The organism is Thiomonas islandica, assembly GCF_055383445.1.
In genome coordinates, this window is the sequence record NZ_AP042391.1 from 1,396,338 (window position 1) to 1,416,646 (window position 20,309).

General features: G+C 65.4%; 18 protein-coding genes, 1 tRNA gene, 1 pseudogene and 1 riboswitch. Of the genes and pseudogenes, 7 read left to right on the plus strand and 13 right to left on the minus strand.

Annotation, left to right across the window (positions count from 1 at the left end):
- The first annotated feature begins 219 nt into the window (after nt 1-219).
- Both ACZ47F_RS06725 and ACZ47F_RS06730 read left to right on the plus strand, forming a co-directional pair.
- Nucleotides 220-1,212 (plus strand): RluA family pseudouridine synthase, encoded by a 993-nt coding sequence (locus ACZ47F_RS06725; protein WP_464926595.1) that lies wholly within the window; start codon nt 220-222, stop codon nt 1,210-1,212.
- Between the two features lie 21 nt (nt 1,213-1,233).
- Nucleotides 1,234-1,893, plus strand: coding sequence for an HAD-IA family hydrolase (locus tag ACZ47F_RS06730; RefSeq protein WP_464926503.1), 660 nt, complete (start codon nt 1,234-1,236; stop codon nt 1,891-1,893).
- A gap of 68 nt (nt 1,894-1,961) precedes the next feature.
- On the opposite strand, the gene ACZ47F_RS06735 is transcribed toward ACZ47F_RS06730, so the two are convergent.
- Nucleotides 1,962-2,957, minus strand: a complete 996-nt coding sequence (locus ACZ47F_RS06735) for an SLAC1 anion channel family protein (RefSeq protein WP_464926504.1) — start codon at nt 2,955-2,957, stop codon at nt 1,962-1,964.
- 158 nt (nt 2,958-3,115) lie between these two features.
- Between ACZ47F_RS06735 and pdxH the strand changes: the two genes are divergently transcribed.
- A complete protein-coding gene (gene pdxH, locus ACZ47F_RS06740; protein ID WP_464926505.1) occupies nt 3,116-3,754 on the plus strand; it encodes a pyridoxamine 5'-phosphate oxidase in 639 nt (212 codons plus the stop codon).
- Here pdxH and ACZ47F_RS06745 read toward each other — a convergent pair.
- Nucleotides 3,751-4,098, minus strand: coding sequence for a hypothetical protein (locus ACZ47F_RS06745; protein ID WP_464926506.1), 348 nt, complete (start codon nt 4,096-4,098; stop codon nt 3,751-3,753). The genes pdxH and ACZ47F_RS06745 overlap by 4 nt on opposite strands.
- Nucleotides 4,099-4,168: 70 nt before the next feature.
- Here ACZ47F_RS06745 and ACZ47F_RS06750 point away from each other — a divergent pair, with 70 nt between their 5' ends.
- Nucleotides 4,169-4,759 carry a thioredoxin fold domain-containing protein gene (locus ACZ47F_RS06750; protein ID WP_464926507.1) on the plus strand — a complete coding sequence of 197 codons (591 nt, stop codon included), beginning with the start codon at nt 4,169-4,171 and terminating at the stop codon, nt 4,757-4,759.
- Here the strand turns inward: ACZ47F_RS06750 and ACZ47F_RS06755 are convergent, their stop codons facing one another.
- The 5 genes and pseudogenes from ACZ47F_RS06755 to msrA form a co-directional block, all read right to left on the minus strand.
- Nucleotides 4,760-5,986, minus strand: a complete 1,227-nt coding sequence (locus ACZ47F_RS06755; protein WP_464926508.1) for a TonB-dependent receptor domain-containing protein — start codon at nt 5,984-5,986, stop codon at nt 4,760-4,762.
- Nucleotides 5,987-6,072: 86 nt separating this feature from the next.
- The gene (locus tag ACZ47F_RS06760) at nt 6,073-6,843 is read right to left on the minus strand and encodes a TonB-dependent receptor plug domain-containing protein (protein WP_464926509.1); all 771 of its coding nucleotides are present in this window, start codon (nt 6,841-6,843) and stop codon (nt 6,073-6,075) included.
- A gap of 98 nt (nt 6,844-6,941) precedes the next feature.
- The gene (locus ACZ47F_RS06765; RefSeq protein ID WP_464926596.1) at nt 6,942-7,580 is read right to left on the minus strand and encodes a CBS domain-containing protein; all 639 of its coding nucleotides are present in this window, start codon (nt 7,578-7,580) and stop codon (nt 6,942-6,944) included.
- Between the two features lie 3 nt (nt 7,581-7,583).
- Nucleotides 7,584-7,979 (minus strand): annotated as a pseudogene (locus ACZ47F_RS06770) (HPP family protein); the annotation flags it as partial.
- 29 nt (nt 7,980-8,008) lie between these two features.
- Entirely contained in the window at nt 8,009-8,572 is a 564-nt protein-coding gene (msrA, locus tag ACZ47F_RS06775; protein ID WP_464926510.1) for a peptide-methionine (S)-S-oxide reductase MsrA, read from the minus strand.
- A gap of 137 nt (nt 8,573-8,709) precedes the next feature.
- Between msrA and ACZ47F_RS06780 the strand changes: the two genes are divergently transcribed.
- Nucleotides 8,710-9,228, plus strand: a complete 519-nt coding sequence (locus ACZ47F_RS06780; protein WP_464926511.1) for a copper chaperone PCu(A)C — start codon at nt 8,710-8,712, stop codon at nt 9,226-9,228.
- Between the two features lie 325 nt (nt 9,229-9,553).
- Here ACZ47F_RS06780 and ACZ47F_RS06785 read toward each other — a convergent pair whose 3' ends face one another.
- Nucleotides 9,554-11,092 carry a UbiD family decarboxylase gene (locus ACZ47F_RS06785; protein ID WP_464926512.1) on the minus strand — a complete coding sequence of 513 codons (1,539 nt, stop codon included), beginning with the start codon at nt 11,090-11,092 and terminating at the stop codon, nt 9,554-9,556.
- Between the two features lie 305 nt (nt 11,093-11,397).
- Here ACZ47F_RS06785 and ACZ47F_RS06790 point away from each other — a divergent pair, with 305 nt between their 5' ends.
- Both ACZ47F_RS06790 and glyA read left to right on the plus strand, forming a co-directional pair.
- Nucleotides 11,398-12,261: a lytic transglycosylase domain-containing protein gene (locus ACZ47F_RS06790; protein ID WP_464926513.1), complete on the plus strand. Its 864-nt coding sequence runs from the start codon at nt 11,398-11,400 to the stop codon at nt 12,259-12,261.
- A gap of 25 nt (nt 12,262-12,286) precedes the next feature.
- Nucleotides 12,287-12,392, plus strand: a riboswitch (ZMP/ZTP riboswitch).
- A gap of 85 nt (nt 12,393-12,477) precedes the next feature.
- Nucleotides 12,478-13,725 (plus strand): serine hydroxymethyltransferase, encoded by a 1,248-nt coding sequence (gene glyA, locus ACZ47F_RS06795; RefSeq protein ID WP_464926514.1) that lies wholly within the window; start codon nt 12,478-12,480, stop codon nt 13,723-13,725.
- On the opposite strand, the gene ACZ47F_RS06800 is transcribed toward glyA, so the two are convergent.
- The 5 genes from ACZ47F_RS06800 to ACZ47F_RS06820 all read right to left on the minus strand — a co-directional run bounded on the left by ACZ47F_RS06800 (nt 13,713) and on the right by ACZ47F_RS06820 (nt 20,117).
- Complete coding sequence (locus ACZ47F_RS06800) at nt 13,713-14,450, minus strand: GNAT family N-acetyltransferase (RefSeq protein ID WP_464926515.1); 738 nt, start codon at nt 14,448-14,450, stop codon at nt 13,713-13,715. The two genes, glyA and ACZ47F_RS06800, sit on opposite strands and share 13 nt — an antisense overlap.
- Before the next feature lie 31 nt (nt 14,451-14,481).
- Entirely contained in the window at nt 14,482-18,516 is a 4,035-nt protein-coding gene (putA, locus tag ACZ47F_RS06805; RefSeq protein WP_464926516.1) for a trifunctional transcriptional regulator/proline dehydrogenase/L-glutamate gamma-semialdehyde dehydrogenase, read from the minus strand.
- Between the two features lie 105 nt (nt 18,517-18,621).
- Complete coding sequence (locus tag ACZ47F_RS06810) at nt 18,622-18,780, minus strand: hypothetical protein (protein ID WP_464926517.1); 159 nt, start codon at nt 18,778-18,780, stop codon at nt 18,622-18,624.
- A gap of 297 nt (nt 18,781-19,077) precedes the next feature.
- Nucleotides 19,078-19,154: transfer RNA gene (locus ACZ47F_RS06815), tRNA-Pro, on the minus strand.
- Between the two features lie 33 nt (nt 19,155-19,187).
- Nucleotides 19,188-20,117: a polyprenyl synthetase family protein gene (locus ACZ47F_RS06820; RefSeq protein ID WP_464926597.1), complete on the minus strand. Its 930-nt coding sequence runs from the start codon at nt 20,115-20,117 to the stop codon at nt 19,188-19,190.
- Nucleotides 20,118-20,309: the final 192 nt, after the last annotated feature.

Genomic DNA, 20,309 nt, shown 5'->3' on the forward strand with positions numbered 1-20,309 from the left:
TTGCCGCAGCCCAGGGCGGCGGCGCGGCAACGGAAACAGTGTGGGGCCGAATCTAGAATGCGCACCTCGGCTGGGCAGTTTCGACGGCCCGGCAGGCTGCAAACGCCCTGCCGACGCATTCGCGACAGTGTTGGCACAGCGCCGAGCTGCTCAATGCAACTCCGCGGAATCATTGCCAAAATCCGCGCCCTTCGACTCCACGACTTCACGCCCGATTATATGCACACCGCCCCATCGACCCAGGTCAGGCTGCTTCAGGTCGGGGATGCAGGCGAGGGGCAGCGGCTGGACAACTTTCTCGCGCGTCATCTCAAGGGGGTGCCGCGCAGTCACATCTACCGCATCGTGCGCTCTGGAGAGGTGCGGGTCAACGGGGGGCGGGCCAGCGCAGACCAAAAGCTGCGCGCCAGCGACCAGGTGCGCATCCCGCCGGTGCGGCTGGCGCATGCTGATGCGCCGCGCCAGGCCCCGGCGCTGCAGTTTCCCATCGTGTTCGAGGATGATTACCTGCTGGCGATTAACAAACCCGCTGGCGTGGCGGTGCACGGCGGCTCGGGGGTGAGTTTCGGGGTGATCGAAGCGCTGCGCACGGCGCGGCCGTCGGCCAGATTCCTTGAACTGGTCCACCGACTCGACCGCGATACCTCCGGTCTGCTGCTCATTGCCAAGAAGCGCAGCGCGCTGACCGCACTGCACGCGGCACTGCGCGAGCGTCATGCGGACAAGCGCTATGTCGCGTTGGTGGCCGGGCTGTGGACGCGCGGTGCGGTCACGGTCGAAGCGCCGCTGCACAAATACCTGCTGGCCAATGGCGAACGCCGCGTGCGGGTGGACGCGCAGATCGGCCAGGCATCGCGCACCCAGTTTCGCCCGGAAGAACGCTTTGCGCTGAGCGGTCTGGGAGCGTGGGGCGGGTTGACGCTGATGCAGGCCAGGCTGCTGACCGGTCGCACGCATCAGATCCGGGTACATCTGGCGCACAGCGGACACCCCATCGTCGGCGATGACAAATACGGCGACGACGCGCTCAACGCCTTGCTGGCGCGCGGGCTGGTCGCGGGGCTGCCGCCGCTCAAACGCATGTTCCTGCACGCGCAGTCGCTTGCAATCGCGCATCCGGTCAGCGGCGCGCGGCTCGAACTGCAGGCGCCGCTGCCGCCCGATTGGGTGCAGTGGATGCATCATTTGCGGGCACAATGCAGCCCATGCTGAGCCTTCCGTGAGCGTGCCACCATGCACCGACAGAATTACGACCTGATTGTGTTCGACTGGGACGGCACGCTGATGGATTCCACCGCGGCGATCAGCGGCGCGATCCAGCGCGCCTGCGCCGACCTGGGGCTAACCGTGCCGAGCCGCGAGCAGGCGTCCTATGTGATCGGGCTCGGGCTGGAAGACGCGCTGCGGCACACCGCTCCCGACTTGCCGCCTGCCGATTACCCGCGGCTGGTGGCGGCCTACCGCAAACATTATTTTGCCCTCGACGAGCAGCTGGTGCTGTTCGACGGTGTGCTGGACCTGCTGCACGAACTCAAGTCGGCGGGCTACAACTTGGCCGTGGCCACCGGCAAGTCGCGCATCGGGCTGGCCCGGGCGATGGACCGGCCCGAGCTGCGTGGCCTGTTCGACGCCACTCGCACTGCGGACGAAACCTTTTCCAAACCACACCCGGCCATGTTGCACGAACTGATGGCCGAACTCGCCAGTCCGCCACAGCGCACGGTCATGGTTGGCGACACCACGCACGACCTGCAGATGGCGCGCAATGCGCAGTGCGATGCCATTGGAGTGAGTTACGGCGCGCACGCCGCTGCACAACTACAGGCCCTGGCCCCTGTCGGTCTGGTGCGGTCGGTCGGCGAGCTGCGCTGCTTTTTGCAGCAGCACGGCTGAGCGTTCGGCGCCGCGCACCGGCGCAAAAAACCCGGCCGCGCCGGGTTCGGGTCGAAGGCATCGCGGCCTCATTCGGGGATGAACACCTTGCCGTCGGCGATGGCCTTGACGGTGAGCATGAACAACAGGGCGATCAGCGCGGTGGTCACCGCAAGCAGCACGCCACCCAGGCCCATCAACAAGCCGCTGCCGATCTTGCTGCCCATGGTCAGACTGGCGATGGTGATGGCGGCCATCGGGAAGGAGTAGGCCCACCATGACATGAAAAACGGCACCTTGCGGAATTGCGGGATCTGATAGAAGAGCAGCAGGGTAGTGAACAACGCCACATAGAACAGCACGCGGGCAAAGCTGTCGACCACGCCGCCGTCAAGCGCCAGATAAGACAGAAAGCCCACCGCTGGCGGCGCGATCAGGATGAACAGCGTGGGCAGCAGCTTGGCAGGCACCGGGGGATGGAAGAAAAAGCGGTTCATCATCACGGTCAGCAGCACGATCCAGAACACCAGCCCGATGCTGAAGAAAAACCACGAGATTTCCGGCGAGCCGTGGGTCATGCCGGCAATTGGCACCAGGATGTTGCCCACCACTGGAATGAACCACGCCGGCGTGGAATGCTGGATCTGGTAATGGGTGTGATGGATCCAGGACGACATGATGACCACTGTGAACACCAGATGCAGCGCAATGCCACTCCACCACAGCACCTGCGACCACTGCGGCTGCACATGCAGGAAGGCGATGGACAGCAGCAGCGCGCTGATCGAGATCGCCGGGAAAAAGCTGATACGCACCGGGTGGTTGAACTCGGCCTTCACTTCACCGGGGTAGCGCAGTGCCTTGGCGCCATAGCCCAGCAGCAACACGACGTACAGTGCCAGCGCGGCATAGCTCAGGCCGACGCCCGCGCCGTGCGGCATCGACAGCACCTGCGCCGACTTGTGCCAGGCAATGGCCAGGCCAGTGGTGCCCATGATGGTGGCAAACAGGGTGATGGGAAAGTGCGCCAGCCAGCTGCTGGCGTGCGCCGGTTCTGCGGCGTGAGGACTTTGAGCGGTGGACATGGCAGTAGTAGTTGAGAAAAAAGGTATGGAATTGTGTGCCCGGCGCTCGACGCAGCCATTGATCAAAAGCAATATTGAAAAATTTTGATACAACTGTGTGACAAGGGTCACATCCAGTGCGAAATACCGGCTATTCCGGCCATTCCTATACTGCGCACATGAATTCGCTCTCCGATCTCCGCAAGGACTACAGCCGCGCCGAACTCGATGAGAACCATGCCGACGCCGATCCGCTCAAGCAGTTCGAGCACTGGCTGCAGCAGGCGCTGGACGCGCAGCTGCCCGAGCCCAACGCGATGACCCTGGCCACCGTCGGGGCCAATGGCCGCCCGTCCACCCGGGTGGTGTTGATCAAGCATGTCGATGCGCGTGGCCTGGTCTGGTACACCAACTACAACAGCCGCAAGGGTCGCGAACTCGCTGCAAATCCGTTTGCCGCGCTGCAGTTTCACTGGGTGGAACTCGAACGCGTGGTGCGCATCGAGGGCCGGGTGGAGAAGGTCAGCGCCGAGGAGTCGGACGCCTACTTCGCCAGCCGGCCGCTGAGCTCGCGCATCGGTGCCTGGGCCTCGCCGCAGAGTGAGCCGATCGACGGGCGCAGAGTACTGCTCAAGCGCGCCGCGGAATACGGCCTGCGCTTTGGCATCAGCCCACCTCGCCCGCCGCACTGGGGCGGCTACCGTCTGGTGCCCGATGCCTGGGAATTCTGGCAGGGCCGTCCGTCGCGGCTGCACGACCGCCTGAGCTACACGCTGCAGCCCGACGGCAGCTGGCTACGGCAGCGGCTGGCGCCTTAATCGTCGAGAATGTCCAGTGTTGCGGCGCCGTCCGCACGCTGAATGTCGATCTGCAGTTCGACATATTCCGGCAGCTCGCTCATCGGCGTCGGGTCGGCCTCGCAGGCGCAGCCGGGGATGATGCTGAAATAGCTCAGCCCGGCCCGCACCTGCAGGCGCTCTGCCGTCTCGCTGCGCTGCAGCACTATCAGGCAGACGTCGTCAGCAAGGGCGTGGCTGCCGCGGGTGATGCCACGCTGCAGCGCACCGACCAACACGCCGGATTGCCGCAGCTCGGCGAGCAGCACCGACTGGAAGTCGGGCTGCATCCAGGCGGCACAGGCGGCGGGGAGATGGACAGACATGGCGTGCCAATGCATGAAAAATGCAGCATTATTCGCTCCACCGAACATCGACAACATCAGGCAGACCCGCATGTCTCTGCGACTTTCCGCGCATCGCCGCAAACTCCTGCATGCTCTGGCTCTTGCGCCATTGCTAGGCGCCTTGCCCGCTGTCCATGCGCAAAGCGCAAGGCAGGCCGAAGGCGTGCTGGCCGATATCTCCAAGGCCACCTTCATTGCCGAAGGCACGGGCAAGCGGGCGATCTATATCTTTTTCGACCCCAATTGCCCGTTCTGCCATCAGCTCTACAAAAAGCTGCGTCCCTTTGTCGGCAAGGATGATGTGCAGTTTCGCTGGATTCCGCTGGGCATGCTCACGCCCAGCAGCCTGCCCAAGGCCGCAGCCATTCTGCAGGCCAGCGATCCAGTGCAGGCGTTCTACAAGAACGAGGACGACTACGACTTTGCCGCCAACGGCCAGCCCGGCGGCGGCATCGAACCAGCCAAGGACGTCTCGTCCAAGGTGCGTGCCGAACTGGCGGCCAATCTGGCGCTGTACAACAGCCAGAAGCTGTTCGGCGTGCCAGTGGTGATCTGGCGCAAGGCCGACGGTCGCGCCGACATGCTGATCGGCGTGCCGTCGGATGCGCAGATCCAGCGCATGCTCAGGCAGGCGCGCTGATCACAGGCTGAGCTGCACGCCAACTGCAATGCCGCGGCCGGGTAGCGGCGCGAGCCGCCGCAGGGTATCGATCGAGCCGGCGTTGTACCCGGTCTGATCGGTGAGGTTGTTCAGCCTGAGCAACCACAGGCCGCTGCGCCCGCCGAGGTTGATGCGCCGCGTCAGGCTGGCGTTGAGCAGCACATACCCGGGGGTGGGGCCGAGCAGATCGCTGTTCGGCACACGGTTCTGCCGCGCGGCCATCTGCAGTTCGGCGCGCGCCTGCCACGCGCCACTGGCATAGACCAGCGACGGGGTGAAGTGCAGCGGGGTGATGCGCGGCAGCGGCTGGTCGTTACTGAGGTCGTCGGCGCGCACCCAGTCCAGTCGCGCAGCCAGGTCAAGACGCACGCCAGCGCGCTCGAGCAGCGGTTGCAGCAGCGTTGCCTCGATGCCGACGAAGCGTGCGCGCACCCCCATGTAATTGAACTCCGGCAGTGCGTCCTGCGTGCCAGCTAGGACGGGGTTGCCGTCGCCATCGACCGTGTTGCCGCTGCGGATCAGCGCGATGTAGCTGGCGTAACGGGTGTAGAACGCCGTGGCAGAAAAGCGCGCGCGACCCTGCGCGAACCTGATCCCGGCCTCGATGCTGTTGCTGCGCTCCTTCGGCAGCGCCGCGTGGCCGCGCTCGTAGGCGCCGGTGGCGTCGTGCGGGCCGTTGGCATAAAGCTCATCGTAGCTTGGCGCGCGTTCGTTGTGCGAGAGCGTGCCGGTCAGCATCCAGCCCGGGCGGAGCGTGTACTCGCCCTGGAACGAGACGCTCAGCGGGGTGAAGCGCCGCGCGCTTGCCGGGCCGAAGCGGGCCACGCCGGTTGCCGCCTCGCCGTCGGAGGCGACGCGCACCTGCTCGATCCGTGCGCCCGTCGACCAGGCCCAAGGCCCCTGCGCAGTGCTCGCCAGCGCGAACAGCGCGGTGCTGCGCGTGTGCGTCTGCGGCAGGAAGGCCTCGTCGCCGAGCGCGGAAAAATCAAAGCGCAGCGCCTGCACCCCGGCGTCGAGCCGCAGCGCTCCCAGACTGTGACGCACGCTCAGCCGCAAGTTGTCGCCCTTGTTGACAAAGCGGGTCGCTGCTTGGCCGGCGTCGAGCTCGGTGTGCTGGTAGTCGGTGTGGGTGTAGGAGAGGTTCAAGCTCTCGGCACCGAGCACGTGCCGCAGTGCGCCGCGTAGGCTGGCGCGGGTCGAGCGCATGTCGATCTGCACGTTCGGATCGACGATGGTGCCGTAGAGTTTGTCGTCGCGGCTGATCGCCGCGCCGAGGTATCCCCAGTTGCCGCTCAGCCCGCCGCGCCGAGGTATCCCCAGTTGCCGCTCAGCCCGCCGCCGAGGCTGCCGCCGCTGCCGCGCGCGGCGGAATTGCGCACCCGGCCATTTTCGATCGATGGCGCGGTGGCGTGTCCCGGCGCACTGTAGTCGCCAGCTTCGCGGTGGTAGGCGTCGGCGTGTAGCCCGAGCCGGCCGTTGCCGCCGTCGAGCGAAAACGCTGCCGAGCCGCCGTGGAACGCCGAGTCCGCCTGCGCTTGCGCCAGGCCGTCGAGCCCGCGCAGCACCGCGCGCGGGATGTCGTCGTTGACGACGTTGACCACACCGCCGGCTGCGCCGCCGCTATATGGCAGCGCCTGCGGGCCGCGCAGCAGTTCGATCGACTGCGCCGCCAGCGGGTTGAGCGGGGCGTTGTGGTCGTAGCTCGCCGCCGATGCGTCGAGCAGCGCCGAGCCGTTGGACAGGATGTCCACGCGGTTGCCGTCCAGTCCGCGCACAACCGGTCGGTCGGCGTTCGGGCCGTACCAGGTCGAGCTCAGCCCGGGCAGACTGGACAGCGCCGAACCCAACGTGTCGCTCCCGCCCTGGCGCAGCAGCAGCCGCGGGCCGGACAGATCGAGCGTCGGCGCTCCTGGCGCGCCGACCACCGGTGTGGCATCGATCTCGATCGTAGGCAGCGGCGTCGGCTGTGCTGAGGTCTGCGCAAATGCGCTCTGGCAAAGCGCCAGCGCGCAGGCGGCAAACAGCGGATGCAGGGGCAGGCAGGGGCGCGGTGTGGTGTTCATTGGCGAACTGTCGGCAAGATCGGAACGAAGTATGTAAGTTATAACGTAACATATAAATCCGTCAATCCATGTGTTCCGAGTGCTCGACAGGCGCGATTTCAGCTTGTCGTCTGCGGCGCAGGTCGGTGCAATGCGCGCATCACGTCGCTTTGGGTAATCATGCCCACCAGCCGCGCGTTGTCGTCGATGACCGGGATGTGGTGATGGCCGCTGCTGGCAAACAGCGCAATCAGCTCGGAGAGATGGCGCGACTGCGACACCGCCTGGGCTTGCCGCGTCATGCGCGCAGCCACAGGTGTGGTCGATGCACGCAAGGTGCTGCGGGCCGCGTCTGGATCGGTGCGCAGGTCAGCCGCGGTCACGATGCCGATGACCAGGTGATCGGCGTCGATCACCGGCAGCGCCTTGATGGCGTGTTCTTCCAGCCGCCGCAGGGCTAGGGCCACGCTTTCATCAGGGCGCGCGGTCTGGACATCGCGCTGCATGATGTCGCAGCAGCGCACGCTGTCGAGCCGCTGGCGGTAGGCGCGGGTCTGCGCTTGCTCGAGCAGGTTGCGCAGGGTGGCGCGGTCGATGTCGAGCACTTCGCCATAGTGCTCGACCGCCGTGTCGATGGCGCTAGCGAGCTCGTCGGCATGAGGTAACACGGCGTCGTCCGCAGGCATGGGGGCGTGGTGCGGTCTGCGCGTGACGGCATGCCATCGCTGTGCACTGAGCACGAGCAGGGCCGAGTTCATTGCCACCGGCACCAGGGCAAAGCGCCAGTCCGTGGTGTGCGTGAGCACCGCAAGCAGCGCGCAGACTCCGCCGGGCGGGTGCAGACAGCGCGCCAGAGTCATCAGGGCGATCGCTGCGCTCACCGCCACCGCGGCCGCGAACCAGGGCGGGCCAATTCACAGTGCGCTGGCAATGCCCACCAAAGTGCCCAGCGTGTTGCCACCGATCACCGACCACGGTCGCCCCAGCGAGCTGCTCGGCAGCGCAAACACGATGACCGCACTTGCTCCAATGGGTGCGACTAGCCAGGTCAGCTGTGTCCACCCGATGCCGCCTTCGATGCGCTGGCTGGCCCAGCCGACGATGGCCACACCGATCAGCGCGCCCAGGGTGATCCGCGCCCATTCCAGAGCGCCCACGCGCAGGCTGGTTGCCGTTTGCGGCGCGCTTATGCGTCGGGACGCAACAGCGCAGCGTAGCGTCTGCGCAGTTTGTCAAGCTTGGGGGCGATGACCGCAGCACAGTAGCCCTGATAGGGATGTCGCGCGAAATAGTTCTGATGTTCGGCTTCTGCCGGGTTGTAGTTCGATTCGGGCGCGATTTCGGTGACGATCGGAGCGGCAAACAGCTTCTGGTCGCGCAAGACCTGGACATAAGCCTGCACAGCCTGGAGTTGCGCCGCGTCGTGGGTGTAGATGCCCGAGCGGTATTGAGTGCCCACGTCGTGGCCCTGACGGTTGAGCGTGGTCGGGTCGTGCATCGCAAAAAACACATCGAACACCGCATCGAGCGGCAGCACGGCCGGGTCGAAGTCGAGTCGGATCACCTCGGCATGACCGGTTGTTCCGGTGCAGACCTCGCGGTAGCTCGGGTTCGGCGTGTGTCCGTTGCTGTAACCGCATTCCACCTGCAGCACCCCGCGCAGCGGACGGTACACGGCGTCGAGGCACCAGAAGCAGCCGCCGGCAAGGGTGATGCGCTGGGCGAGCGAGGGCAGGGCAGAGGTGGGCATGGCAGTGACTGAGTGTGCGGCAATTTGTCGCGGCCTCTGAATTGTCCGCTGCTGACAGAATGCGCGGTTTGGATGGGGCGATTGTCGCGCAGTCTGCTGCGCACGCCCACGTCGTTTTGATCCGAAGGAGTGAACACATGACCATGCGCTTTAACCCCCAGGGCCGTCGACTGCTTGCCGGCTTCGCCGTCCTGCTGCTGGGCTTTTCCCCTGTCGCCTGGGCGCAGCGTACGGGCGACGTCGAAGTCATCCAGGCGCAGGCGTTGCCGTCCATTCCGGGTGCGCGCAACGGCGGCGGGTTTCTGACCATCGTCAACCATGGCAAAACCGACGAGCGCATCGTCGCCGCGATATCTCCTGCCTGCGGCCATGTCGAATTGCACACCATGCGCATGGAGAACAACCTGATGCGTATGCGCGAGGTCAGCGACATTGCGCTGCCTGCGGGCCAGACCGTGCGCATGCAGCCCGGATCGGGCTACCACCTGATGCTCATGGACCTGAAGCAACCGCTCAAGCTCGGCGATCTGGTGCCGGTGACCATCAAGCTCGCCAGCGGTGCGCAACTCGATGTGCAACTCAAGGTCGAGCCGCGCGAAACCATCGGCGGCGGGCGAGCCATGCCGAGCAAGGGAATGCACCCGGGCATGCACTGAAACAGTGCCTCAAATGAATCGGGCCGCAACCTGAAACGGTGTGCGGCCCGGAGGTCCGACAGTCGGGTGTGTTGCCGCCTGTCCAGATCATGCAGAGGGATGCATGATGGGGGTCAAGTCAGCCCGGGTTCAGTCCGGGCTGTTTGCCGCCGCAGCCGAACTGCGACGACGGCTCAAAGCTACCCCCCGGTCGAGACAGCGTCAAGGCAAACATGACTCGCCCATAGGGGCATTGCAGTCTTGCCGTCGATCGGGTTTGGGGCAACACTGCAGACCGCGCGCAGCTCCGGATGCGCAGCGCGCAGGGGACTTGTTCATTGTTGTCTTAGGACAGCAGCGCCTCGATCACGCCCTGCATGCGCGCCACCACCTGCGCATCCGGGGTGATCACCCGGCCCCATTCGCGTGCGGTCTCGCCGGGCCACTTGTTGGTCGCATCCAGCCCCATCTTGCCACCCAGGCCTGCGGTTGGCGAGGCGAAATCGAGGTAGTCGATCGGCGTGTGGTCCACTAGCACCGTGTCGCGCACTGGATCGACCCGCGTGGTCACTGCCCAGATCAGATCGTTCCAGTCGCGGATGTTCACATCGGCGTCGGTGACGATGATGAACTTGGTGTAGAGAAACTGCCGCAAAAAGCCCCAGATGCCGAACATCACCCGCTTGGCATGGCCGGCATAGGCCTTGCGGATCGAGACCGCGGCCAGGCGGTAGCTGCAGCCCTCGGGCGGTAGATAAAAATCCTGGATCTCAGGGTACTGCTTTTGGAGGATGGGCACGAACACTTCATTGAGCGCCACGCCAAGCACCGCGGGTTCGTCCGGCGGCTTGCCAGTGTAAGTGGAGTGGTAAATAGGCTGTTCGCGGTGGGTGATGCGCTCGACCTCGAACACCGGAAACCACTCCTGCTCGTTGTAGTAGCCGGTGTGGTCGCCGAATGGCCCTTCCAGCGCATGCAGGTAGCCGTTTTTTTCCATCAGCTGCATGCCGGTGTCGCTCTTGCCGCGCCAGCCTGGGGCGGCAGGTGGAATATGGCCTTCGAGCACGATCTCCGCAGTGGCCGGCACCTGCAGGTCCAGGCCGATGCAGCGGGCCACTTCGGTCCGCGAGCCGCGCAGCAGGCCGGCGAACTGGTATTCGCTCAAGGTGTCTGGTACCGGGGTGACCGCGCCCAGCGTCGTGGCCGGATCGGCACCCAGCGCCACGGCAATCGGAAAGGGCTTGCCCGGATTGGCCAGCGCGAATTCGCGGAAGTCGAGTGCGCCGCCGCGATGCGCCAACCAGCGCATGATCAGCCGGTTGCGGCCGATGCGCTGCTGGCGATAGATGCCCAGGTTCTGCCGCTTGCGCGGCGATGGCACGTTTTGCGGGCCACGGGTGATGACCAGTCCCCAGGTCAACAGCGGGCCGACGTCTCCCGGCCAGCAGGTTTGGATCGGCAGGCGGTTCAGGTCGACATCGCTGCCTTCGAGCACCACCTGTTGGCAGGGCGGGCGCGACACGCTGTGCGGCCGCATGTCCCAGACCGCCTTGACCAGCTGCATCAGCTCGCCCGCGTCCTTCAGGCCACGCGGCGGCTCGGGTTCCTTCAGCCGGGCGAGCACTTCGCCAATGCGCCGCAGTTCGCTGGTGTTCTGCGCTCCCATGCCCAACGCCACGCGCTGCGGAGTGCCGAACAGATTGCCCAGTACCGGCATGGCGTAGCCGGTGGGCTGCTCGAACAGCACCGCAGGCCCACCCCCGCGAAGCAGGGCATCGCAGACCACGGTCATTTCCAGCTCAGGCGAGACCGACTGCCGACTGCGGCGCAAAAGGGAAAGGGCTTCGAGCTGGGCGAGAAAATCGCGCAGGTCACGATATTTCATATAACTATAAGAATTGAATGAAAAGACCGTGTGCGTTGACCAGGAATATCGATGTTCCTAAAATCCACTCCGTGTTTGCCCTAATACGCCTGTCGATCAGGCGGGCTGCACACTCGTCCCGAAACACGCCTGGCCGCCACTGACTGCAACTGGCGGCGCACTGGATGCGCGGCTGATGCGCAGCCGGCATCTTAGGCCGTCGGGCTCCCTTGGTGAGCCTGTGTTGTCGGATCTGTGCCCCCGTGAAATGACTCTGCAAGGTTGTTGTCTGCAGCAGCGTTTCCGCTTAGACACAGGAGTGTTCCATGTTGAACGCAATGCATTCTGCCCTGCCGCGCGCACGCCGCCTGCTCGGTGGATTCTGGGAACTGACCCACCAGACCCTGATGATGGTGGGCTTGTTCGTGGTGCTGGGTGGGGTTTATCTGTATTTCCAGCCCAAAGCCGTCTCGATGCTCGACCGTGGTCTGACGCAATGGGTCATGGCGCGCAAGACCGCGGCAGATGAACTGCAGGCTCTGGCGCAAAAGCCGAGCGATGCGCTGATGCCTGCGGTGCAGGCTGCGCCCGTGCCTCCTCTGGCGGCACCCGAGCTCACGCCACAGCAGCGCGCGGTGTCCAACTGGCTGGCGCGGCGCTACAGCATCGCGCCCAATGCCATGGCGCAGCTGGTCAGTGCGGCCTGGACCGTGGGACGTCAGGAAAAACTCGACCCTCTGCTCATTCTTGCGGTCATGGCGGTGGAGTCTTCGTTTAACCCCTACGCTGCCAGTGGCGCAGGCGCGACCGGGCTGATGCAGGTCATGGCCGGGGTGCATCGCGACAAATTCGCGCCATTCGGCGGCCCGCAGGCCAGCATCGATCCGCTGGCCAATCTGCGGGTCGGCGCGGTGGTGCTCAAGGACGCGATCAAGCGCGGCGGTTCGGTGCGCGCCGGTCTGCGCTACTACGTCGGCGCCACGACAGACACAGCCGAAGGCGGCTATGCCGACAAGGTGCTGGCCGAGCAAATGCAGCTCGAACGGATTGCCGGGGTGGCGCCGAAAGCAACGCCACTGACCGCCCGAGCCGCAACGCACGGCGGTGCGACTCCGAATGCGGCTGCGGTCAGCCCGGCGGTCGCGGTCGAGCCTGCGCCTGCGGCGCAGAAGTCGTCTTCACTGACCTGAAGTCGGTCGCGCAACGCATTACCATACAGGCCTGCACGACTGGCGATAGAGACCGGCGATCCGTCCGGTCTCGAGGTGGGATCGACCACCGGGGAGTGCTGGACTTTTAGCCGTTCGCCTGGGCCAGCGCCATCGCTGTCAATGAGTTTGATCAGCCCAGGCTTGTGCGCTTGCCTTCACTCAGGCAAGCCGCGGGCCGTTACCTGGACTCTTTCCATGTTCGACCGCAACATCACTATCGCCCAGACCGACCCCGAGCTGTGGGCGGCCATTCAAGCCGAAAACCAGCGCCAGCAAGACCATATCGAGCTGATCGCATCCGAGAACTACACCTCGCCTGCGGTCATGCAGGCGCAAGGCTCGCAGCTCACGAACAAGTACGCCGAAGGCTATCCCGGCAAGCGTTACTACGGCGGCTGCGAGTTTGTCGACATCGCCGAGCAGCTGGCGATCGACCGCGTCAAGCAACTCTTTGGCGCAGAGGCCGCGAATGTCCAGCCCAACTCCGGCTCGCAAGCGAACCAGGCCGTGTTCTTCGCGCTGCTCCAGCCCGGTGACACCATCATGGGCATGAGTCTGGCCGAAGGCGGACACCTCACGCACGGTATGCCACTGAACATGAGTGGCAAGTGGTTCAAGGTGGTGAGCTACGGCCTCAACGCGCAGGAGGAAATCGATTACGACGCGATGGAGCGCCTGGCGCACGAGCACAGACCGAAGCTCATTATCGCCGGCGCCAGCGCCTACAGCCTGCGCATCGATTTCGAGCGCTTTGCCCGCGTGGCCAAGGACATTGGCGCCTACTTCATGGTGGACATGGCGCATTACGCCGGGCTGATCGCCGCAGGCGTGTACCCGAACCCGGTCCCGCACGCCGATGTGGTGACGACGACCACGCACAAAAGTTTGCGCGGGCCGCGCGGCGGCGTCATCCTGATGAAGGAGCGGCATGCCAAGGCGATCAACAGCGCAGTTTTCCCCGGCATTCAGGGCGGGCCGCTGATGCATGTGATCGCCGGCAAGGCGGTGGCGTTCAAAGAGGCGCTCGCACCTGACTTCAAAATCTATCAGCAGCAGGTGCTGACCAATGCCCGGGTGCTGGCAGAAACGCTGACGCGGCGCGGCCTGCGCATTGTCAGCGGACGCACCGAATCGCACGTCATGCTGGTGGATCTGCGTTCCAAGAGCATTACCGGCAAAGAAGCCGAAAAGGTGCTGGGCGAGGCGCATCTCACGGTCAATAAAAACGCCATCCCGAACGATCCTGAAAAGCCTTTTGTCACCTCGGGCATCCGCGTGGGCTCGCCAGCCATGACCACTCGCGGCTTCAAGGAGGCTGAGGCCGAGAAGACTGCCAACCTCATCGCTGACGTGCTCGACAACCCGCACGACGCGGCCACGCTGGAGCGGGTGCGCGCCGAGGTGAAGAAGCTGACCGACGCGTTCCCGGTTTACTCCGCCTGATCCTCGACTGTGCCCCTGAGGGCGGCGGCGGTGAGTGCCGAGAGGCGCTCGCGCTGTCGCCCTTTTTCATCGAAGTTTTCCGCGGCCAGCCAGCGCGTGAAAGCGGCGCGCAGTGCGGGCCATTCCCCGTCGATGATGCTGAACCAGGCGGTGTCACGGTTGCGGCCTTTGACCACGGCGGCCTGGCGAAATACCCCCTCGAAGCTGAATCCGAGCCGCCGTGCCGCCTTACGCGAAGCGGTGTTGAGCGCATCGCATTTCCATTCCAGTCGGCGGTAGCCCAGTGCAAAAGCTTGGTCCATCAGCAGGAACAGGGCTTCGGTTGCCGCGCGCTGACGTTGCAGCAAGGGCGAGAAGTAGAGGTGGCCGATCTCGATGCTGCCAGCCGCCGGGGTGATGCGCAAATAGCTGGCTATCCCGGTGGCGCGGCCAGTGCCTGAATCGACGATGGCAAAAAACAGCGGATCCTGGCCCAGACAAGTGGCCTGCATCCAGGCCTGGTAGTCGAATGCCGAGGCGAACGGACCGTAGGGCAGGTAGTTCCAGCTGTCACCGCTGGCGTCCAGAGTTTGCGCGGCGTAGAGGTCTGCGGCGTGGCGCTGCGGGTCGGCGGGTTCCAGCGTGCAGCTCGCGCCGATCAACGCAGTTTTCCCGGGTGGGGGAGGGGCGGTAAATCCGGGGACGGGCTGGCCGAGCGCAGCAGTGAAATGCGGGCGGGTTGGCATGGTGGCTGGTTGTTGCTTTTGTGGCAGGCGGTCAGCCCAGTGTCATGAGTTGTGCATTGCCGCCCGCTGCAGCGGTGTTGACGCTCAGGCTTTGTTCATGCACCAGGGCGGTGAGGTCTACCATCGCACCGTCTGCAAGCTGGGCTGGGCGCAGGCTTTCGATGCGCAGAATCAGGCCGTCGCGCTGCGCCAGCTGGTCTTGCAAGCGGGCCAGGGCGTCGGCGTCGCCCTCAAACAAGACCACGTTCAATTCGGGCAAGGTGTCGCGCTGGGCTGGGGGGCTGGAGCGCAGTTGCGCTTTCACCGCGGTCGGCAGCGCATCCAAAAAGGTGGCGAGCGGGCTTTCGGGGCTAGGCGCTTCGATGAAGGCGAAGTTTCCCGTGGCGAGTGTGGCGGCGATGTGATGCACCAGGCCCAGTACCGTTTGCGGTATGCACCACACACCGCCGCTGCGGGGCAGGAGTCGGTAGCGGTTGGATTCTCCCGTCGGCCCAGGCAGGGTGTAAACCGTGCTGATCGGACTGTGGGCGAGATAGTGCTCGCATGCAGCCTGCGCCCGCGTCGTGGCCTCGTCATCCAGATTCATCGTGTGATTCTGCAGGGCGGCTAGCAGATCGCGCAGCGCGGCGAGGCTGGCAGGTTCTGCGGCGATTTGGCTGCACTCGGCGGCTGCGGCCGCGAGGTTGGCCGATAGCGCGCTGGTGGCCTGCACCGAAGGCTGCACTAGGCGGTGCAGATACAGCGGCCCGCCGGCCTTGGGGCCGGTGCCCGACAGGCCCATGCCGCCAAAGGGCTGCACCCCGACCACGGCGCCGATCATGTTGCGGTTGACATAGACATTGCCGGCGTGAATACGGCTGCTGGCCTCGGCAATGGTTTCGTCGATGCGGCTGTGGATGCCGAAGGTCAGGCCGTAGCCGGTGGCGTTGACGGCGTCGATCACCGCACCGAGTTGCGCGCGGGGATAGCGCAGCACATGCAGCACCGGGCCGAACACTTCGCGCTGCAGACGGCTGATCGTGTCGATTTCGATCAGCGCAGGCTGGACGAAAGTGCCATGACCGCCGCTTTGATCGCGCGCCAGTCGGGTGACCGCCTGCCCGTCGGCCTGCATTTGCGCGATATGCGCCTCGAGGTGCTCGCGCGACTCGGCATCGATCACTGGGCCGATGTCGGTGTGCAGACAGTCGGGGTTGCCCACGGTCCATTCGCGCATGGCCTCTTTGAGCATAGTGATCACGCGGTCGGCCACGTCTTCCTGCACACAGAGCAGCCGCAGCGCCGAGCAGCGCTGCCCGGCGGAATCGAAGGCCGAGGACAGCACGTCCGCGACCACCTGCTCGGCCAGGGCCGAGGAGTCGACGATCATGGCGTTTTGCCCGCCGGTCTCGGCGATCAGCGGAATCGGGCGCCCTTGTGGACTCAGGCGCTGCGCGAGGGTCTGCGCGATCAGCCGGGCCACCTCGGTGGAGCCGGTGAACATCACCCCGGCCACCGTGGGGTGGGCGACCAGCGCCGCGCCCACCGTGGCGCCATCGCCCGGGACGAGCTGCACCGCATCGGCGGGTACGCCGGCGGCGTGCAGCAGACGCACCATCGCCGCGGCGATCAGCGGGGTCTGCTCCGCCGGCTTGGCCAGCACTGCATTACCCGCAGCCAGCGCTGCTGCCACCTGGCCGCAGAAGATGGACAGCGGGAAATTCCACGGGCTGATGCACAGCACCACCCCGAGCGGGCGGTGCGTGGCGTTATCGAACTGCGCCGCCGCCTGCGCCGCGTAGTAACGCAGAAAATCTACCGCCTCGCGCACCTCGCCGATTGCGTTGGGCAGGGTCTTGCCGGCCTCGCGCACGATCAGACCGAGCAGCGGTTGCATCTGTTGTTCCAGTGCGTCGGCAGCGCGCTGCAGGCAGGCGGCGCGCGCAGCAGGCGGGGTGACCTGCCAGATCGGCGCGGCGTGCGCCGCCCGCTGCACGGCGAGGTCGATTTCGTCGGGCTGGGTGTTGCGCACCCAACCGACCAAATCGCGGTGGTCTGCCGGGTTGCGCACCGGCTGCCAGCCCTGTGTCGGCGGCTGCGCGGCGCCGGGCATGGCGTCGGCGACGATGCCGGGCGCCGCGAACGCCGGTTGCCGGGCGCTGCGCAGCAACGCGGCGGACAGCGAGGCCAGCTGCTGCTCGTTCGCCAGATTCAGGCCGATCGAGTTCAGCCGCGCCTGCGCGCCCAGGCCAGAAAACAACTGGCGGGGCAGCGGGATGTGCGGGTGTGGCGCGCCGAGCACACCGGTCTGCGCGGCGATCGCGCGGACCTCGTCCACCGGATCGGCCACCAGTGCGGCCACGTCGACCGCGGGGTCGTGGATCCGATGGACGAACGAGGTGTTTGCGCCGTTTTCCAGCAGGCGACGCACCAGATAGGCCAGCAGGGTGTCGTGGGTGCCTACCGGTGCGTAGATGCGGCAGGGGCGTCCGAGCTTGCCGTCGGCTGCCGCGCCGACCACCTGCTCGTACAGCGGCTCGCCCATGCCGTGCAGACACTGGAATTCGTAGCGGTCGGTTGGGGCGTCTTCCCCCGCCATGTGCAGGATGCTAGCCAGGGTCTGCGCATTGTGCGTGGCGAACTGCGGGTAGATTGCATCGGGTGCCGCCAACAGCTTGCGTGCGCAGGCCAGATAGCACACATCGGTGTGCACCTTTCGGGTGTAGACCGGATAGCCGTCGAGGCCATCGATCTGCGCCCGCTTGATCTCGCTGTCCCAGTAGGCACCCTTGACCAGCCGGACCATGAGGCGGTGGCCGCTGCGCCGGGCCAGGTCGATGAGATAGTCGATGACGACGGGGCTGCGCTTCTGATAGGCCTGCACCACGAAACCGATGCCGCTCCAGCCGGCGAGCGCCGGGTTGAAGCACAGCGACTCGAGCAGATCGAGCGAGAGTTCCAGACGGTCGGATTCCTCCGCGTCGATGTTGATGCCCACGTCGTACTGCCGCGCTAGCACCACCAACCGCGTGAGGCGCGGCAGTAGTTCAGCCATCACGCGGTCGTACTGCGCGCGGCTGTAGCGCGGATGCAGCGCAGAGAGTTTGACCGACAGCCCGGGGCCTTCGAGCACGCCGCGGCCGTGCGCGGCCTTGCCGATGGCATGCAGCGCCTGTTCGTATGCGGCGTAATAGCGCTGCGCGTCGCTCTCGGTCACCGCGGCCTCGCCCAGCATGTCGTAGGAATAGCGAAATCCCTTTTTCTCGTGGGCACGGCTATTGGCTAGCGCCTCGGAAATGGTCTGGCCGGTGACGAACTGCTCGCCCATCAAGCGCATCGCCCGTTGCACGCCCTGGCGGATCAGCGGCTCGCCACCCTTGCTGATCAGTCGGGTCAACGCGCTGCCTAGCCCTTTTTCGCTGGCGGTGGCGGTCATCCTGCCGGTGAGCATCAGCCCCCAGATCGTCGCATTGACGAACAGCGACGGAGAGTGTCCGAGGTGCGATTGCCAGTCGCCGCGGCTGATTTTGTCGCGGATCAGCGCGTCGCGCGTGGCGTTGTCCGGAATCCGCAGCAGTGCCTCGGCCAGGCACATCAGCGCCACGCCTTCCTGGCTGGACAGCGAGAACTCCTGCACCAGCGCTTCCACCCCACCCATTTCCCGCCGTGCCCGCACACCCTCGACCAATCGGGTCGCCAGGTGGCGGATCGCCGTGCGCTGCGCCGGATCGCGCACCTGCGCCAGTTCCACCAGCGCGGGCAGACAGTCCTGCTCCGGGCGGTACCAGGCCGCGGTGATGGCCGCGCGCAGGTCGGTCTGCGGCAGCACGCTCTGCGCCCAGTCCAGAAAGGGTTGAGCGTCCGATGTGGTTGCGCTCTCAGCGTCGATGGGGGGTGCTTCTGGTTGCGACGTGTTCGATGGATCGACAGCTTCGGCCGAAAAATGGCCGTGTTCGATCTGCTCGACCAACTGCAGCGTCGCCTGCTTGATCAGCCAGTGCGGCGTACGGCCGACCCGCGCTGCCGCAGCCCGCACACGCTGGCGTAGCGCTTCGTCCATTTTGATGCCGATCGTGGTTGCACCCATAGGTTGCTCCTTTGCGGGCCATGGTTGCGATCATGACAGGCCGGGAGGCTTGGCGCAACCCGGTCGTTGCCGATGTCGGGGTGCGCCGTGCGAGACGTTGCGCGGTCACGCCCGGTGCAGACGCAGTAGCGCCAGACCGAAGATGCAGAACACCGATCCCGACACGCCCTGCGGCCAGCCGACGGCAAACCAGCTGCGCAGGTGACTGCGCACCAGCACCGCCAACGCTGCATAAGTGCTCAGCACCCGCAGCGAGATCAGCATGCGGCTCAGGGTCAGCACAAGTCCCCGGCGTCGAGCACCCGCGGAGCTCGTGCGCGCCGCGCTTTAAGGCCGAGGAAACGACGGCCAAAGTGCCTGGATGCAGTGATTGACGCGCAAGCAGGCGAAACGTGAGATGCGCCGAATTGGAGCAACGTGTCGCTTTCATGCTGAAAAACGGCACGTCCAGTTTTGTGTCCGCGGTGCGATGTCCTGATGTTCCGACCGAGGGCTTTTTCTAGTCTTTGATTTACAAAACGAAAACGGCCACTTGTGGTGGCCGTGTCGATTTGGAAATTCTGGTCGGGGTGAGAGGATTCGAACCTCCGGCCTCTACGTCCCGAACGTAGCGCTCTACCAGGCTAAGCTACACCCCGATGATCTTCGTCAAGCGCATCGCAACCGGGAGGTCAAGCAGTGCGCTGCAAAGAGTAAGCGCATAAGTCTAGCAGAGCCTGTTGCGCGGGGCCAGGGCTGAGCTGTTGCAGCGCGGTTTCGGCGATGCGGATTTCCTTTTGCGCCGCGTCGCGTACGGCCTGCATCGCGCCGCACTGATGCACCACGGCCATGACTTCGTGCAGCGCGGAGGCGTCGCCCTGGCGAATGGCGTTTTCGATCAGCGCTCGCTGCTGCGCGGTGCCGCGCTGCATGGCGATGATCAGCGGCAATGTGGGCTTGCCTTCACGCAGATCGTCGCCGATGTTCTTGCCAAGTTCCTCCGAGAGGCCGCTGTAGTCGAGCAGATCGTCGATCAGTTGGAACGCGGTGCCGAAACTACGCCCGGCCAGCGCCATCTGTTCCTGCATCGCGGCATCTACACCTGCCAGCACGGCGCCGATGCGCGCTGCGGCCTCGAACAGCTTGGCGGTCTTGAAGCGGATCACCTGCAGGTAGCGCTGCTCGTCGACTTCGGGGTCGTGCATGTTGAGCAGCTGCAGCACTTCCCCTTCGGCAATGACATTGGTGGCGTCGGCCAGGATGTCCAGGATGCGCATGTTGCCGACCGACACCATCATCTGGAAAGCGCGCGAGTAGAGAAAATCGCCGACTAGCACACTGGCGGAATTGCCGAACAGGGCGTTGGAGGTTTCGCGTCCGCGTCGCATCGACGATTCGTCCACCACGTCGTCGTGCAGCAGGGTGGCGGTGTGAATGAGTTCGACCACCGCAGCCATGACATGTTGCTGCGGCCCGCGAAAACCCAGTGCCTGCGCGACCAGCAGCAGCAAGGCCGGACGCAGACGCTTTCCACCGCCGGTCACGATATACGCGCCGATGGTGTTGATCAGCGCGACCTCGGAAGCCAGGTGCGCCTGGATCGCCTGGTCCACCGCCCGCATATCCTGGGTGATGGGTGCGAAAATCGACTGGATGGTCGATGCGGCCGGAGTGGTCGGCGCTTGCGCAGGTGCTGAGGACATGGACAGTGGGTGGATGCTGGGGCGGCGGGTGTGACGGCATTTGAAGGGGCCGTTTCCCCCTGCATTTTAGGGAGGAGTCCTCTGTGCGGGCGGAGCAAGGCGATGATGGAC

Bases quoted from the DNA above. Each gene is read 5' to 3' on its own strand.
- ACZ47F_RS06725 (WP_464926595.1), top strand. From the start codon at position 220: ATGCACACCGCCCCATCGACCCAGGTCAGGCTGCTTCAGGTCGGGGAT.
- ACZ47F_RS06730 (WP_464926503.1), top strand. From the start codon at position 1,234: ATGCACCGACAGAATTACGACCTGATTGTGTTCGACTGGGACGGCACG.
- ACZ47F_RS06735 (WP_464926504.1), bottom strand. From the start codon at position 2,957: ATGTCCACCGCTCAAAGTCCTCACGCCGCAGAACCGGCGCACGCCAGC.
- pdxH (WP_464926505.1), top strand. From the start codon at position 3,116: ATGAATTCGCTCTCCGATCTCCGCAAGGACTACAGCCGCGCCGAACTC.
- ACZ47F_RS06745 (WP_464926506.1), bottom strand. From the start codon at position 4,098: ATGTCTGTCCATCTCCCCGCCGCCTGTGCCGCCTGGATGCAGCCCGAC.
- ACZ47F_RS06750 (WP_464926507.1), top strand. From the start codon at position 4,169: ATGTCTCTGCGACTTTCCGCGCATCGCCGCAAACTCCTGCATGCTCTG.
- ACZ47F_RS06755 (WP_464926508.1), bottom strand. From the start codon at position 5,986: ATGCGCTCGACCCGCGCCAGCCTACGCGGCGCACTGCGGCACGTGCTC.
- ACZ47F_RS06760 (WP_464926509.1), bottom strand. From the start codon at position 6,843: ATGAACACCACACCGCGCCCCTGCCTGCCCCTGCATCCGCTGTTTGCC.
- ACZ47F_RS06765 (WP_464926596.1), bottom strand. From the start codon at position 7,580: ATGAACTCGGCCCTGCTCGTGCTCAGTGCACAGCGATGGCATGCCGTC.
- msrA (WP_464926510.1), bottom strand. From the start codon at position 8,572: ATGCCCACCTCTGCCCTGCCCTCGCTCGCCCAGCGCATCACCCTTGCC.
- ACZ47F_RS06780 (WP_464926511.1), top strand. From the start codon at position 8,710: ATGACCATGCGCTTTAACCCCCAGGGCCGTCGACTGCTTGCCGGCTTC.
- ACZ47F_RS06785 (WP_464926512.1), bottom strand. From the start codon at position 11,092: ATGAAATATCGTGACCTGCGCGATTTTCTCGCCCAGCTCGAAGCCCTT.
- ACZ47F_RS06790 (WP_464926513.1), top strand. From the start codon at position 11,398: ATGTTGAACGCAATGCATTCTGCCCTGCCGCGCGCACGCCGCCTGCTC.
- glyA (WP_464926514.1), top strand. From the start codon at position 12,478: ATGTTCGACCGCAACATCACTATCGCCCAGACCGACCCCGAGCTGTGG.
- ACZ47F_RS06800 (WP_464926515.1), bottom strand. From the start codon at position 14,450: ATGCCAACCCGCCCGCATTTCACTGCTGCGCTCGGCCAGCCCGTCCCC.
- putA (WP_464926516.1), bottom strand. From the start codon at position 18,516: ATGGGTGCAACCACGATCGGCATCAAAATGGACGAAGCGCTACGCCAG.
- ACZ47F_RS06810 (WP_464926517.1), bottom strand. From the start codon at position 18,780: ATGCTGATCTCGCTGCGGGTGCTGAGCACTTATGCAGCGTTGGCGGTG.
- ACZ47F_RS06820 (WP_464926597.1), bottom strand. From the start codon at position 20,117: ATGCGGGCGGTGGACCAGGCGATCCAGGCGCACCTGGCTTCCGAGGTC.